The following is a 15,885-nucleotide window of genomic DNA, read 5'->3' as shown; positions in this document are numbered from 1 at the left end:
GGCTGATAGGTGTGATATTTTCCATACTGTATTTACCACTACATAAATTAATTATACAGGGCATCATGAGGCATAATACATTCATACTCGCGTTAAAATTTTTAATATTATAATTGGTTTGGTCAATTGGTTTCGACGCTTCAAATGTAGATGCATGGGCCGTTGCAGCGAAAAAACGGACTACATCACTACCACACAGTTTGAAAAAATCGTCATATTAGTAGCTAATCGCGCTTATAGTTGATACATTTATTAAAATGTTCATCGCCGCATTATAACCTGATATGTTTTTACGTACTATTATTTTTTTACTCCTGCTTGCGGGTGTGCAGTCTGCATCTTCACAAACTTATATTGGACAGCGCGAAACGGTTAATTTTGATAAAAAACAATATAACGGCGGCACCCAAAACTGGAAAATAAGGCAGGACGCCCAGGGCCGCATGTATTTTGCCAATAACGAGGGCGTGCTTGTTTTTGATGGCGCGTACTGGCAGTTGTATCCGCTGCCTAATAAAACTATTGTCAGATCTATTGAATTTGGAAAGGACAGGAAACTTTACGCGGGCGGACAAGACGAGTTGGGGTACTTTGCCCCCGGTAGCAACGGACAGCTTACTTTTACCTCGTTAAAAAACCTACTGCCCAAGGCCGACCAGAATTTTTCGGATATCTGGGATATTGTGACCTATGGCGACGATGTTTTTTTTCGGTCACACGATAAAATCTTCAGGTATAGCTATGGTAAAATGACTATTTATAACTCATCGTCGTGGTTATTTTTGGGTTTGTACCAGGGCCAGCTGATAGCACATGATCAGCAAAAGGGCGTACTGGTTTTTAAAAACAACGACTGGCAAACCTTTATCGAAAAAAAAGATCTGCCCAATGGCTTTTATATTACCAGCGTTTGCCGGTTTGGCGAAAACTCCAGCCTGGTTACTACTGCCAAAAACGGCGTTTTTGTTTTAACCGGGAACCACCTCAAAAACTGGCTGCTTAGCGGCTTCGATATAGGTGGTCAGCAGGCATTTTCGGCGGCGGTTGCTATTGGCGAAAATAATTACCTGTTAAGTACCTATACCAACGGCATTTACCAGGTTGATGAAAACGGCACCGTAATAGAAAAGATATCGAAAAAAGAGGGGCTTCAAAATACAAATGTGCGCTGCATGTTTATGGATGTAAACCATAACATATGGCTGGGGCTTGATAATGGCATCGATTTCATCGCCTTTAATAATGCCGTAAAACATATTAACCCGGCTGTGTTTAAAGATGGCAGCGGTTATGCCATAGCTAAATACCAAAACGCGCTGTATTTTTCTATGTCGACAGGTATATACAAGCTCCCTGTAGAAGATATTACCGATTTAAGCTACGCTAAAAATAATTTTAACGTTTTAGCCGATGGCTTATCATGGCATTTGTCTGTAGTTAACGACGATTTGCTGGCCGGCCGCGATGATGGCATGTTTAAAATAAGCGGGGATAAGTTGCTCCCTATTTATAATGCCACAGGCTTTTGGCTTTTTGAACCTTTATTAAACAAACCCGGTACCAATTTAGTTGCCGCAGGCAATTATTACGGCGTGAGGTTATTTGAACGAATAGCTACCGGTTTTCTTGATAAAGGGAATATTGGCAAATACTATGAATCGGCCCGTTTTATGGCCGTTGATGCCGAAAGTAATATCTGGACATCGCACCCCACCCGCGGTATTTATAAAATAAGCCCCGACAACGCGCAGGTAAAAATGTATACCCAGGCGCAGGGCTTGCCATCAACCTTAAACAATTTTGTTTTTAAGATCAGGAACCGTGTAGTTGTAGCAACAGAAAAAGGCGTTTATGAATATGATGCTTCCACTGATAAGTTTGGGCCTTCCGAGGCTTATAAAGGGATTTTCGGAACAAGAAGCCTTAGGTATTTAAGAGAAGATCCATCAGGCAATATTTGGTTTGTACAGGAAAAAAGCCTCGGCGTGGTCGATTATTCATCCCCGAAACCAACCATTACCTACATCCCCGAGCTAACCGATAAAATATTAAGCGGCTTTGAAAATGTTTATCCCATTAATGATAACAACGTTTTTGTTGGCAGCGAGAACGGCTATTATCATATTAACTATGCCAAATACAAACAGAATATCCACCCGCTGTCGGTTTTTATCCGCAAGGTTAAAGCAACGGCAGGTACCGACAGCCTGCTTTTTGGCGGATATTATGGATTGGTTAATGATGATAATAAGCAATCATCAACCAATACCCGTTCACTGAGTTATTTACGAAACTCCCTTCACTTTGAATACTCCTCGCCTGTTTTTGAGGGCCAATCAAATGTTACGTATAGCTATTATCTGGAAGGCTTTGACCAGGAATGGTCGGCCTGGTCAAAAAAGACTGAAAAGGACTACACCAACCTGTCGGCAGGTACTTATACTTTTATGGTAAAGGCGCGCAATCACCAGAATAACGAATCGCCGGTAAGCGTCTATACTTTCACCATTAGTCCGCCCTGGTATCAAACCATCTGGGCATACCTTGTTTACATAATAATTTTTAGCTACCTGCTTTATTTTATTTACCAGCAACAAGAAAAACGGCACATCCGCAACCAGCAAAAAGAATTGGCGATACAGCGACAAAAGAACGAGGAAGAGCAAAAGCAAATGGCCTACCTGCACCAACTTGAGCTGGAGCGATCGGAAAAAGAGGTGGTGAAATTGAAGAATGAAAAACTGGAGAGCGAAATTGAATATAAAAACTCCGAACTGGCCAGCTCGGCCATGAGCCTGGTGCAAAAAAAGGAGTTTATTTTAAAAGTTAAGGACGAACTGCAACGCATCAACAAATCGGGTAAGGATGTTGTTGAAACGGTAGAAATTAAAAAGATCCTGCGGTTGCTGTCCGAAGAAAAGAAGGTAAACGAGGAATGGGAACAATTCTCGCTGCACTTTAACAAAGTACACGCCGACTTCCTGACGGTAATTAAAGACCGCTACCCCAGTATCAACCAGCAGGAGTTAAAATTATGTGCCTACCTCATTATGAACCTATCCAGTAAGGAGATTGCCCAGCTAATGGCGATATCTGTAAGGGGAGTTGAAATAAGCAGATACAGGCTGAGAAAGAAACTACAAATCCCCACGGAGATCAATTTATTTGAGTTTCTGTTTGATATTCAACGGGAAATCATGAAATAAATACCTTGATGCAGGTATTCCGGGCCAAACAAGATAAGTGTAGTTTTACTGTTACAAAACCATTTTATCATGATGACAATAACATACAACGGATCAATCCAGATTCTTATTGACGGCGTAGCAGAAGCAAACAGGCTTTTGGCCGATAACGCCTTTTACCAGGCTATTGCAACCAAACCCGGGTTTTATTTTACCAACGCAACGGGAGCACAGGTAGCCGCCTCGATGCAAAATTGCAACCTTCAGTTATCTGTAAAAACATTCAAGAAATATTTCACAAGGGAATTGGGGTATGAAGATCCAAACGATCCTACTTCCATTCACATCAATATTGCAGGCAACAAATTGAACAGATCGTTAGGGAGTATAGCGGGTACATTCATCCATGAGTCAGTACATGCTGCCGACTCTGATGACCAGGCCCTTGACTACCCACACGATGGTAATAGTTCGGCGGGTAATGAGGATACAGCACCTTATTGGATAGGTAACCTCGCTGTACAGCTTATAGACCATCCCGCACTACCTGTTGACGTAAATGCGGTGGCTTCGGTTGTACATGCACTTGATGACATTATGGTATAGTATCCCCAAAACACTATATAAATAACAAAAAACGGGATCTTAATTAAAATTTCCCGTTTTTGTTAAAGATTTAAACAGCGTCTGATAGTGAGCTAAACGTGAAATCCCTCACCTTCAAAGTTGGGATGAGGTAGCTGCGATAACTTTCTACACTGATGCTCCGCTCCTGCTTGCCAAGGGCTTCCAGGTTGTTAAGCATAATAACCGGGCTCTCGTTAAACCTGAAATTTTTAACCGGGAACTTGATTTTACCATTCTCGATATAAAACGTACCATCGCGGGTAAGGCCTGTTAACAGCAACGATTGCGGATCAACCATGCGGATATACCAGAGGCGCGATACCAGGATACCACGTTCGGTGCTCTTGATGAGGTCTTCCAGGCTGGCATCGCCGCCATCCATAATAATATTACCGGGGCCTGGCAAAGGCTTAACACCTTTTTTATCAGCCCAGTAGCGGGTATAGCTTAAATTTTTAACCACGCCTTTTTCAATCCAGCTGGTTTTTTCGCGCGGCAAGCCTTCACCGCTCCATGTGGTTGATGGCAGGTCGGGGTTAAATGGGTCTGAGTAGATATCCACTTTAGGGTCCATTAGCTGCTCGCCCAGGCGGGTACCTCCACCCTTCTTGCTCAGAAAGCTGCGGCCCTCTTCGGCACTCCGGGCATCAAAACGGAACATGTTTTCCAGCAGATAGGTAGCTGCAACAGGCTCTAGTATAACGGTATATTTACCTGGCTCTATGGCTTTTGCACCTGATGAGCTTAAACATTTACCTGCGGCGTATTTGGTTGCCGAAAAGGTATCCATCTTACTTACATCGGTAAATCCCCTGGCAGCATAGCCAGATGCTGTGCCTTCCTGGTTACGGGTGGTAACCGAGAAAGTAACATCGCTACCTTTGTTGTAAGCAAACAACCCTTTAGAATTCATTACAGCGTTAAAACTGGTAGAATTCTCGAGAAACCCGGCGGCTGTCAATTTTGCTTCTTTGGTAACCGATAGACTTTTGGCTACCATTTCGGCGCGGGTATCAGGCGTTATGGCTGCTGTGTTAGCATTAAAAGTAATAGACTCTGCAAAAGTTTGCGGGCCTAACATCGGCATATATTCGGGATTGGCCGGCGCTAACTGCGCCAGTTCCTCCGACCGGCGCACCACTCTTTCCAGCGCGGCATCGTCAAATTCATCAATGGTGGCGGTACCGGCCTTTTTGCCAAATACCGATGTTACGGCCAATCCAATAGTACTGATATCACCAGCTGTTGAAACAGCATTTAAAGCGGTGCGGATATTACCGCCTTCGCTCCCGTTTAAACTTACCTCACACTCCTCGGCTTTTGAATAGGCAAGTACCTTTTTTAGTAAAGCCTGGGCTTCTTCTTTATTTAATATAGGCATAATTCAGTTATCCGATCTTTCTTTTAGTGTTGATTACATTAACTCCCTTAAATAACGCGGTTGATGATCCGTGCGATACCGCGCTTGACTGGCCTGGCTGGCCTTTACCATCGTTAAAGGCTCCACCTAAACGGTAGTCACGCTCGTCGCAAACCTGGCTGCATGAATTCCAGAACTCCTGTGTGTTGGCCTGGTAGGCAACATCGTTAAGCATGCCAGCTATCTTGCCGTTTTTAATCTCATAAAACAGCTGCCCGCCAAACTGGAAGTTATAGCGCTGCTGATCGATAGAGAATGAGCCATCACCAATAATGTAAACGCCTTTCTCGACGTTTTTAATCATCTCATCAACACTTAATGGAGTTTTGCCCGGTTGCAAAGATATATTTGGCATACGCTGAAATTGCACATCCTGCCAGCTTTGGGAGTAACAGCAGCCTTGTGATTCGGTAAGCCCGATAATATGTGCCTGGTCGCGGATGGCCTGGTAGTTAACTAAGGTGCCTTCTTTTATGATATCCCATTTTTTACACTTAACACCTTCATCGTCATAACCTACGGCTCCTAATGAACCTACCTGGGTTTTATCGGCCACAATATTTACGGCCTTGCTGCCAAAATTAAACTTGCCCGATTTCCATTTATCTAACGTAAGGAAGCTGGTACCGGCAAAGTTAGCCTCGTAGCCCAGCACACGGTCAAGCTCGGTAGGGTGGCCAACAGACTCGTGAATGGTTAACCATAAGTGCGAAGGATCAAGCACCAGGTCATATTTGCCCGGCTCAACCGATTTTGCTTTTATTTTATCGGCTGCCTGCTGGGTAGCAAACTTCATATCTTCAATCATGTCATAACGCTTCTTGTAGCGGGTAGTTATGCCAGCCACTTTTTCGCTATCCAATGAATCAAGATATTCGTATCCCATGCCAACCGGCGAGCTTAGCGACCTGCGGGTTTCAAATGAACCTGCAGCAGGATCTATTTTGGTTACTGTAAAACTCGGGAATAAGCGATGTACATCCTGGTCGATATACGAACCATCGGTAGATGCAAAATATTTTTGCTCGTTTACAGCAAACATAATCGAGTTTACAAAGTTGGCACCACCTGCCATAGCCACGCCGTTGGCGTTAAGCAACRGATCAACCTTTTCTTTGATTGGCACTTCAAATGCGTTTTTGGTAATCGGTGTTTTCCAGCTTACTTCGCCATAACCTTTTTGAGGGGCAAGTTCTACGGGAGCACCTCCAATTTTGGCATTGGCTTTGGCAACTGCAACTGCTTTCAGGGCAGTTTTAGCCATACCTTCTTTAGTTACATCGTTGGTTGCCGCAAATCCCCAGCAACCATTAGCTATAACCCGGATACCGATACCGTACGATTCGGTATTAGCCACGTTAAGTACCTTGTTTTCGCGGGTTACCACAAACTGGTTAAGGTAGCGGCCAATCCTGACATCGGCATAGGTTGCACCGTTTGATTTGGCTGCATTTAAAGCCACATCGGCCAGCTCTTTTTTGATCTTTACATCAACACCTTCCAGCGCCTGTAAAGGATCGATTGTTTTACCGAGGGCATTCATACCGGGCAGCATTAAAGCGCCGGTACCCATACCCGTTAAATAGATAAAGTCACGTCTTCTCAAAGTATATTTCCTCCTTTTATTACTTATATAACTACCGAAACTTAGCCTCTAACCACAAAAAAGCACAAGCCATCAATAGCAAAACATAAAAATAAATTTTACTTACAGCAATCGTGGCTTTTTCGTGTATCTGTTTCGTTACATTGCTATTAATCGCGTTGTTGGCGATATAGGCTTTGGTGTCGGCTTGCTTTTTTAACGCCCTTATAGTTTTCCAATCATCGTAACTATAAATATAAAACCAGTTTAAAGTCCCGTTACTTTGTTTTACAGATTGCCAGCCGGCAACCTGCGGCCAGTAGTTTACTTTCCATTGAAAAGGGAGCTTGCTATTTTGTATTGGGGCGATAACCGCGCTGCCAATTTGTATTGCCGATGGCGCTATCGCGCTCTCCAACTGTAACTCAACCGGATTTGATACTGTTGGGATAGTCGATTTTACTGTCCACGATTCTGTTGTGGCAATCTTTCGTGCTGCCTTAGCAATCAACAACGACCATAAAGCTGAATAGTCGGCTTTATTACCGCCCAGTATCCAGCTGAAAGTATTATTCAAGGGTGTGAATACCAATTTACCGGCACGGGCCAATGCATTGGCTGCTAAAACATGTCCGTACTCGTCACTAACCAATGCTTGGGTATTAGCCTGGTTTGCCAGGTAAACCATTCCGGCATTCAATTTGGCTGTATTACCGGTTTTGCCTTGTATGCTGAGCGCTACCGGGGCCGGATCTTTCACCGCCAGCCGGTCAGCAGGAAAATCACGTTGTAGCCACAAATTTGATCTTAGGCTACTATCAGCCCGGATAACTACCCCCAGGCCTTTTTGGGTCACTTCCTGTTGTAAAGCGGTAGCCTCGGCCCCATTTAGCGTTTTCAAAACGGTTAGGTCGGCAATTAAAACATCAAACTTGCCAAAAACCGAAGCCGATAAATGATCAAGCGAAAATTGATCCAGGTTGATGAACTCTTTATTGAATTTATCTTTACTGATTGCCGAGCGGAGAGCTACCGTGTATCCGTTTTCGGAAAGCCAGTTCTTTAAAAAGCGACTCTCAAAATCGGGTGATGCGGTTAGCATTAGAACATTCAAAGGTTTGGCCGGTTCAATTTGTACGGGGATATTTTGGTTCTCGAGCGTGTCTGTCCCGGCTATGGCCAGTAACTTATAAACGTTTTTACCTTGATTTTTTGGCGTGTTCCTTAAATTAAACGGCCCGGCCTGGCGTGGTGGTACGATTACCGAATCCAACCCTGTACTTAAGCCCTTCATTACCAGTTTTATTTTTTGAGGCAAACTGTTTTTATAAGTTCCGGCAACGTTAATCTCATCTCCTGCTTTCAGGTGCTCATTCCAACTAACGGCAGTTATCCCTTGTTTAAAAGCCGCAGGATGGAATATTACCGGTACATGATCCAATCGCTGTAGTTCTTCCTTGTCCAAACCATCACCCAGGATCCGTATTTGTGTAATTGTCGAATCGGATTTCAGATCTGCTAAATCATAGATCAACGTTGCCTTTGAACTCTTTTGGCTGATTGCGCTATTCAGGGTGAATATTTTTTCAGCATTATACCTGCTCACACTATCGGCACTAAAGCCTTCAGTTAGTAATAGCGCTTCCCTTTTTTCCTGCCGGTTTACATTAACCTGGTAAGTTAAAGGTAAAGCAATACAGGCTAAGGCAATTATGGCCGTTATAGTTGCAAGCAGTCGTAAAACCAAACGCGATTGATTTGCCCGAACGTACTCTTTCCAAACCGCGAAAGCAGCAATTAAAATGCAAATGACGATAACAATGGCGTTCCAGTTCATTTGTATTTAGCGGTTTAAGCGGTTAAGGTTTTTATAATACTGCTGCGATAAACCCAAATCGGCAGGGCTTTGCGCTGCAACCGGCATTTTATCAGCCGAAATCAGTGTTTTTTGAATAGCCCTTTCTACCAACGGGATATCGCCTGGCTTAATTTTATTTGCTTTCGATAATATCCGGCGCATGGCACTTAAAGCCGGCAAGTAAGCACCCGGTTGAGCCGAGGCCTTTGAACTGAGCTGCTGATTAGCTAAAGCAAGCACATGTTCATCTGCATCGCTCATTTTTGGCGCAACCTTAAGCTGCGCTAAAACCTGCACCGCCTTTTTTAAATTTTCATATTGATCGGTAACGGGTTTAACATCCGATTTATTGATGGGTTGATTGATCTTCGACAGATCGCCGCTTAAACGTTTCTCTAACTTTAACGCCGGTGGATTATACGACGTTTTAGCTACATACATCCTTGATTTTTGCTGTAAATCTTTTAACAACCGTAGTGCTTTATACTCAAATGGCAATGCATCCTGTGGTTTGTAAAGCCTTAATTGCAATTCGGCCTTCCACATTTCTGTAAGTGTGGCTTTGAGTTGTTTTTTTAGTTCAGGATCAAAAAACTGGGCATCCTCGGCATTATCATGTTTATCAGTGTATTTATCCAATATTACCGCCGCATTACCGTAATTTTTGATGTCCCCAACCGGGTCATCTTTCACATCGGCAGGATTGATTTCCGATTCCGACTCTTCGCCCAAAAACTTACCATAGCGCAGGCGAAGCAGCTTTTGATCAATACCCAGGTCATTGCTCCGGTCATTAAACTTCACCGTTGTGATGCTGTCTTTATCCTTCAACAACTTTTCGGTATCAAGGATGATCTGCCGCTCACTACGGAAAAATTCCGGCTTTTGGTTTACCCCGCTTAGCATACCATCCATGCTTAACAATTGAGCGGTATCCTGTATAGATACTGTATAAACATCCGTGCGGCTTTGTTGTTGATGGGTATCGGTAGCCTGGATGTAAAAGTAAAGTTCATCGCCCGGCTCCATGTTTAAGGCCGGCAAACTAATTAATTTTTGCAGGCTATATTGTGGCAAGTGCGAACTGAACGAGGTAGAAAAATCGATTTTATACTCTTTGAATTTTACAGCCTCGCCACTTCCCTTAGCTACGGTGGCGAAAACAAGCGCGTTTGCTACACCATAATCATCATTAACAGTTGCATCAATATTTACTTTTTGTGCTTCGCCCGCATCAATATAGGTGTATTGTTTAGGCGATTTGATATGAATAACCGGCGGCTGGTCTGTTATTACCTGTACCTGGTATAAGTCCGAAAGCTTGCCGTCAACGTTAACCTGGTAAAAACCTGGCTTATTAACCAGTTTTTGAATTTGCCAACCGGTTTTATCGGGGTTTATATTTTTAAGGTTAATAGTTTCCTTATCATTAAACAGCAATGCCACCTGTTTAACCGCGATATTAGTGGCGATTTTCCAGCTCACAGTCGCGCCGTCCTCTACATTTAAAGTAAATTTATCCTGGCTACGTGGCTGTTTACCTGTGTAAGCTGGCGGATGTACCGCAACGTCAATCGACGATATTTGGGGCAGTACCTTTTCGGGAATGGCATTATTTTCAGTTAATAAAACATTTCCTGCCAAGGATTGATTTGTTACCGACGGCTTATTTAGTGCCCAGGTCAATCCGACTGCAAACAACAGCAACAGTAGCGCAAGTTTTGCCCGCTTTAAAAACGAATTATGCCACTGCGGAACAGCCAGCAACTGAGTTTCTACCTTTTGTACCTGTAGTGTTTCCAGCAGGTTTAATTCTGATGCAGGTTTTAATACCAACCCGCTGCTTTCTTCCAGTTCGGGATATTCTTGATCAAGGAAATTAGCTATTAAAACGTCGCTGGTTTTCCAGGCCCGATGAATGAACAGAAAAATTGCCAGGCATAATATAAATAAGGGTAACGCCCAAAGTACCGGCACTTTAAATAAATACCATAACAAACCAATTGAAAGCAGCGATATGGCGGCAGCAAAAAGCACATCGGCAAGCAGCTGATAGCTGATATACCACCTGCGTATCGCGTTTATTTTATTTATCCCTGTAGGTTCAATCATTTTAATACAGGCTTATTTTTATGGGCAACCCATCTTTCGACAATGAACGCGGCAATCAGCATCAGCCAGAAGTAGCACGACAGATCTGTTTGCACAATTATTTTACTATTATCTATGTTTTTTGCCGACCAAATTATATTTGGCATCATTTGCCCGTGGTCAATTTTAGTTAGATCGTAACTGTTTAATACTTCATAATCAGTGCTATATAAAACCAACTTCAATAATAACTTTGGGAAATTATTACTCCAAACCAGGTCATTCCAGGCGGGATTGAAACGGGAATAAAAGTGATACTGTGTAGTTTGTGGGCTTTCCTCTCGCGTTAAAACAGGGTTGCCATAGCCATCAACCCACATAGATTTACCGCCCGAAGTTTCATTTTTAACCAGTTTGTAAATTGCTGCGGGCTCTTCCCTTTCGGTTAAAGCAAAAGCGCCGCTGGCTTTTATTAACGATGACTCCGATTCGATCTTCCCCTGTTGATAGTTGAACACATGGGCAGCTTTAACCAGTATATTGGCATCAACAGGTTTATCGGAGAGCCAAAATAACCAATCCTGTTTTGCCGGTATTTGCGCCACATCAACATATTTTTTGACTACAACCTTACGTTGGGTAAAATCAATAATCGTCTGTAAAGCAGCACCTAAATACTTTTCATCAACACTGTATTTGTCGTTATAGATAGCTATCCGCAAAGTGCTTGTGTCAATCGGCGTGTATTTTTCAGGGGTCGTTTTCAAGCTGATAACCGGGCTGCCATGGTTAACATCTACTATGAATGGCGATTTTGGATCGCCCTCGGATTGGATAACATAATTCGTAAAATAGGTACCAGGTGGCCTGCTATTTCCCCCGATAACTTTTATTGAATTATTACTGGTGAACCAGGCATTTTCAACCCATGTGCTTACCGAGTCGGCCGGGGTATAGGTTAGCCAATGCAGGTTAAGCGACACTGACGGTTTGTTGCCGCTAAAGTACCTTGCCTGGTTTGGGGTGAGTAAATAAACCGGCAGGGTTGGCGGTAGCTTCTGGTTTAATTTCGCCACCAGGTTCCAGTAATTTTTTACTTCAGCTTTATCTTTTAATAAACTATCATTCAGTACTTTATTTAGTTCAAACTTCTTGAAATTTTCATCAAAAAAATGAAATTCATAACCAGCTTTAGACAAAGAATCTACAGTAAATTTCAAATTTTTATAGGTCTCTTTCAGGTTGGCTTTAGGGATAAGCACCCACCCTTTTGTTTTGGCTGTTGCCTGGCTGCGCTGCCAAAAAGGAGCCGCCAATAAAAAAGCAAGCATCAATAAAAACAGGCATCGTAAAATAAATAGCAACACATCGTTCAGCTTAAAACTCCGGCTGCTTTTTTGCGCCGCCGCGGTTATCAGGGCAATGCTACCAACCTTTAGGGTTTTGCCCGGCCTAATGTTCCATAGGTGTATCACTACCGGGATGCTTATTGCGGCAATAGCAAACAACCATATGGGATTTAAAAACTGCATTCTTTATTTTAATTATTGAATTAGTGAATTATTGATTTGAGGAATAAATAAATTCAAACAGCACATTCAAAATTTGCTTTTATGTCGTTGTGTTAAAAAATCGCGCAGCGCTTCATCCAGCGGCTGGGCAGTGCTCAGCATCCGGTAGTAGATATGCTTGCCCAGTAATTGCATCCGGATTGCCTCTAAATGGCTTTTCAGCTTTTGCTGGTAGTCGGCTGCCTGTTGGGTATTTATTTCGATGGTGTCCCCGGTTTCCAGGTCTTCTAATGAAGCATATCCGCCAAAGTCAAAATCAAGCTCGTTTTTGCCCATCACGTGAAATACTACCACTTCATGCTTTAAAGCTGTTAGTGAATCCAGCAGCTTATTTATCTCGCCCTCAGCCTGGTACATATCGGTAACAAATACCAATAGCTCCTTACGGCCATCGCCGGCAAACAGCTCCTTGTAATGAACAGGCTGCGTAAACTTACCATTGGGTTTAACCTGCTGCAGGTGATAAAACAACCGCTGCAAATGTTGCGGATCGGGTTTGGATGCTAACGAAAACAAACCACCATCCTGAAAAACGTACAACCCTACCGAATCGCCCTGCAAATTGGATAACCAGGCCAGCGACGCCACCAGGAAACGGGCATAGTCTATCTTTTTTATCCCGTTATCATCATGATCCATCGAAGCGCTGGCATCAACCAAAAACTTTACCGAAATACTGGTTTCCACTTCCGATTCCCGGATGTAATACCGATCGCTCCGGGCAAACATGCGCCAGTCCAGCCAGCGCAAATCATCGCCGGGCTGATAGCTGCGATACTGGCTAAACTCAAGCCCAGGCCCCTTCACCTTGCTTTTGTTAAACCCATTCATGAAGCCATCAATAACCGTTTTCGCCAGTAACGGCAAATCCTTAATGGTCATTAATACTTTTGGATCAAGCTGCATTTTTGATTTCGGATTTTATTAAAGGCGTCATTATAAGGAACGAAGCAATCCTCGATTTAGCAAGTAGATTTGCATGTATGGGATTGCTTCGTTCCTCGCAATAACGCGTATTAAATCGTTTTAGGCCTGGTTATTGTTTTTATCAACTCCGCGGTCACTTTATCTGATGTAATATCTTCTGCCTCGGCTTTAAAGTTCATCAAGATGCGGTGCCTTAAAACGGCCGGCGCCATGGCGTGTATATCTTCCATCAAAACGGAGTAACGCCCTTTTAATAATGCCCGTGCTTTGGCTGTTAATATTAACGCCTGCCCTGCCCGCGGGCCTGCACCCCAGCGCACCCATTCTTTTACATAGCCTACTGTGGTGGTATCGGGGCGGGTGGAACGGATTACCTGGCTCACGTATTTTACCAGGTCTTCGCTTATACTAACCTGCCTTACCAGTGCCTGGGCCTGAATAATTTCTTCGGCAGTTATTACTGCCTTAACATCGGCTTTTTTGGTACCGGTGGTACGGTTCAGTACTTCAAACTCTTCCTGCTCGGTTGGGTATCCAATTTTTATCAGCAATAAAAAACGGTCTAACTGGGCTTCGGGAAGCGGGTAAGTGCCGGCCTGTTCAATAGGGTTTTGGGTAGCAAGGATAAAAAAAGGCTTATCCAGGGGGTATGTTTGGCCGCCGTAGGTTACCTCAAACTCCTGCATCGCTTCCAGCAATGCCGATTGCGTTTTTGGGGGAGTTCGGTTAATTTCGTCGGCCAGGATAATGTTGGCAAACAGCGGGCCTTTATTAAATTTAAAGAAACGTTTGCCTGTGGCATGGTCTTCCTCCAGTATCTCGGTACCTATAATATCTGTAGGCATCAAATCGGGAGTAAACTGGATGCGCCTGAAGGCCAGGTGCAGCGCCTGCGACATGGTTTTTACAATGAGTGTTTTGGCCAGGCCGGGCACACCTTCTAACAGGCAATGGCCTCCGGCTAAAAATGCTACCAGCAATTCGTCCAATATGGCATCTTGCCCTACTATTACCTTTTGAATTTCGCCTTTTAAAGCAGGCAATTTGGCAAGCAGCGCTTTTATATTATTTTCGGTCAGTTCCAACTTAACACGTTTTTAATGTACTCCCCCAATATATCACCCTTTTGATTAAAAACCAGTATTTTTTATTAAAAATCAAATAAAGTATCCAAAACTTTACAAGCAATGCAAACAAATGTAGCATCAGCATAAAATATTGTACTACTTTTAAGGTTTTAAAGTACGATGGCATTCAGCGGAAAATTTACGTTTACCAGGTTAAGTTACCACTCCGGCGATTGGGATACCGATCAGCGCATGCCATCAAACCTCCTCAATTCCCTGCTGGAGTATACCACTATTCCTATTGATCAGCAGGAAAAAGTGATCCCCTTAAGCAGCGATGATATATTTTTGTACCCATTTTGCTACCTGAGCGGCCATAAGCTTGTGCAGTTTGATACCAAAGAGCGGGCGAATTTTAAAAAGTATGCAGAGAATGGCGGTTTTATTTTTGTGGACGACTGTAACCATGATATAGATGGCCTTTTTGCCAAATCATTCGAAGCGCAAATGGTTGCTTTGTTTGGCCCCACCGCATTGAAAAAAATCCCTAACAACCATAAAATATACCATTCTTTTTTCTCTTTCGATAAAGGCCCCCCTACCACCAGCTTCGAGTTAAATGGCTGGGGAGATGATTTGGTGCATGATTATTTAAAAGCCATTGAAATTAACGGGCGCATAGCAGTTTTGTATAGCAGTAAGGATTATGGTTGCGAATGGGACTATGACTACCGGAATAAGCGTTTCCTGGCCGAAGATAATACCAAGTTTGGCGTAAATATTATTATGTACGCGCTAAATTATTGATTGGGATTAATTTGCCCGCAATTACAATTTTAGTTAATTTACACAAACCTAAGCTGTAGATTAATGATAAACGAATATTACATTTTAAAAGGCGGCCAACAGGATGGCCCTTATACACATACCGAGTTAATGGAGGTGGGATTAAGCCCCGACGAATTAGTGTTATCGCCCATAGCCGATGACTGGCAACAAGCTACCGATTTACCCGAATTTCAGGAATACTTTAGATCAATAGGCATTTTTCAGCCTGACGAACGTAATGTTGCCAATTTTTGGTGGCGGCTGTTGGCCTATATTATTGACTATGTACTTTTATTTGCTGCAACTACTATTGGCACTATTGTAATATTGCTTGTTAAAAAGATGCTATTTCATAACATCAATGATGAAACCGAAGATAGCAGATATTTGACAACGCTTATAAGCGTACTTGCCTGGATTTTTTATAACGCCGTTTTTGAAGCCACAAAATTGCAGGCAAGCATAGGAAAAATTGTCTGCAAGATGATTGTAGTGGATGCCCGTGGCCAAAGGTTGGATTTTAGTAAAGCCCTGGCACGGAATTTTGGTAAAATACTATCAAGCCTGTTATGTTGCATTGGCTTTTTAACCGTTTTATGGAGCCCTATGCACCAGGCCTGGCATGATCAGCTTGCAAAAACGTATGTAGTCAGAAAATCTTAAGCAAATCCGTAACAAATCAACCTGTTTTGCTTCAAACACTCAAATATCCAAACTTCGCTCATT

11 protein-coding genes are annotated in these 15,885 nt (G+C 43.1%); 4 read left to right on the top strand and 7 right to left on the bottom strand.

Annotation, left to right across the window (positions count from 1 at the left end; genetic code table 11):
- Positions 1-284 precede the first annotated feature (284 nt).
- Together AC1DU2_RS18800 and AC1DU2_RS18795 are read left to right on the top strand one after the other, a co-directional pair.
- Complete coding sequence (locus AC1DU2_RS18800; protein WP_477385982.1) at positions 285-3,206, top strand: ligand-binding sensor domain-containing protein; 2,922 nt, start codon at positions 285-287, stop codon at positions 3,204-3,206.
- Between the two features lie 69 nt (positions 3,207-3,275).
- Positions 3,276-3,791, top strand: a complete 516-nt coding sequence (locus AC1DU2_RS18795; protein ID WP_477358173.1) for a hypothetical protein — start codon at positions 3,276-3,278, stop codon at positions 3,789-3,791.
- A gap of 70 nt (positions 3,792-3,861) precedes the next feature.
- Here AC1DU2_RS18795 and AC1DU2_RS18790 read toward each other — a convergent pair whose 3' ends face one another.
- The 7 genes from AC1DU2_RS18790 to AC1DU2_RS18760 all read right to left on the bottom strand — a co-directional run bounded on the left by AC1DU2_RS18790 (position 3,862) and on the right by AC1DU2_RS18760 (position 14,349).
- Entirely contained in the window at positions 3,862-5,193 is a 1,332-nt protein-coding gene (locus AC1DU2_RS18790; protein WP_477385980.1) for a TldD/PmbA family protein, read from the bottom strand.
- A 7-nt stretch (positions 5,194-5,200) separates the two neighbouring features.
- The gene (locus tag AC1DU2_RS18785) at positions 5,201-6,838 is read right to left on the bottom strand and encodes a TldD/PmbA family protein (protein ID WP_477385978.1); all 1,638 of its coding nucleotides are present in this window, start codon (positions 6,836-6,838) and stop codon (positions 5,201-5,203) included.
- Between the two features lie 31 nt (positions 6,839-6,869).
- Entirely contained in the window at positions 6,870-8,654 is a 1,785-nt protein-coding gene (locus AC1DU2_RS18780; RefSeq protein ID WP_477385976.1) for a hypothetical protein, read from the bottom strand.
- A 6-nt stretch (positions 8,655-8,660) separates the two neighbouring features.
- On the bottom strand, positions 8,661-10,787 hold the full coding sequence (locus tag AC1DU2_RS18775) for a hypothetical protein (RefSeq protein WP_477385974.1): 2,127 nt from the start codon (positions 10,785-10,787) through the stop codon (positions 8,661-8,663).
- A complete protein-coding gene (locus AC1DU2_RS18770; protein ID WP_477385972.1) occupies positions 10,784-12,298 on the bottom strand; it encodes a BatA domain-containing protein in 1,515 nt (504 codons plus the stop codon). The genes AC1DU2_RS18775 and AC1DU2_RS18770 overlap by 4 nt, the downstream gene beginning before the upstream one ends.
- 66 nt (positions 12,299-12,364) lie before the next feature.
- Entirely contained in the window at positions 12,365-13,243 is an 879-nt protein-coding gene (locus tag AC1DU2_RS18765; RefSeq protein ID WP_477385970.1) for a DUF58 domain-containing protein, read from the bottom strand.
- 110 nt (positions 13,244-13,353) lie between these two features.
- Positions 13,354-14,349, bottom strand: coding sequence for an AAA family ATPase (locus tag AC1DU2_RS18760; RefSeq protein ID WP_477358154.1), 996 nt, complete (start codon positions 14,347-14,349; stop codon positions 13,354-13,356).
- Positions 14,350-14,511: 162 nt separating this feature from the next.
- Here AC1DU2_RS18760 and AC1DU2_RS18755 point away from each other — a divergent pair, with 162 nt between their 5' ends.
- Positions 14,512-15,138, top strand: coding sequence for a DUF4159 domain-containing protein (locus tag AC1DU2_RS18755; RefSeq protein ID WP_477358151.1), 627 nt, complete (start codon positions 14,512-14,514; stop codon positions 15,136-15,138).
- Positions 15,139-15,201: 63 nt separating this feature from the next.
- Positions 15,202-15,822 (top strand): RDD family protein, encoded by a 621-nt coding sequence (locus AC1DU2_RS18750; RefSeq protein WP_477385968.1) that lies wholly within the window; start codon positions 15,202-15,204, stop codon positions 15,820-15,822.
- The last annotated feature ends 63 nt before the right edge of the window (positions 15,823-15,885 follow it).

It is taken from the genome of Mucilaginibacter sp. P4_C11, from assembly GCF_056402115.1.
This window is presented reverse-complemented; position numbering and strand designations above follow the sequence as displayed.

Coding starts and splice junctions, on each gene's coding strand:
- AC1DU2_RS18800 (WP_477385982.1), top strand. CDS start 285: ATGTTTTTACGTACTATTATTTTTTTACTCCTGCTTGCGGGTGTGCAG.
- AC1DU2_RS18795 (WP_477358173.1), top strand. CDS start 3,276: ATGATGACAATAACATACAACGGATCAATCCAGATTCTTATTGACGGC.
- AC1DU2_RS18790 (WP_477385980.1), bottom strand. CDS start 5,193: ATGCCTATATTAAATAAAGAAGAAGCCCAGGCTTTACTAAAAAAGGTA.
- AC1DU2_RS18780 (WP_477385976.1), bottom strand. CDS start 8,654: ATGAACTGGAACGCCATTGTTATCGTCATTTGCATTTTAATTGCTGCT.
- AC1DU2_RS18775 (WP_477385974.1), bottom strand. CDS start 10,787: ATGATTGAACCTACAGGGATAAATAAAATAAACGCGATACGCAGGTGG.
- AC1DU2_RS18770 (WP_477385972.1), bottom strand. CDS start 12,298: ATGCAGTTTTTAAATCCCATATGGTTGTTTGCTATTGCCGCAATAAGC.
- AC1DU2_RS18765 (WP_477385970.1), bottom strand. CDS start 13,243: ATGCAGCTTGATCCAAAAGTATTAATGACCATTAAGGATTTGCCGTTA.
- AC1DU2_RS18755 (WP_477358151.1), top strand. CDS start 14,512: ATGGCATTCAGCGGAAAATTTACGTTTACCAGGTTAAGTTACCACTCC.
- AC1DU2_RS18750 (WP_477385968.1), top strand. CDS start 15,202: ATGATAAACGAATATTACATTTTAAAAGGCGGCCAACAGGATGGCCCT.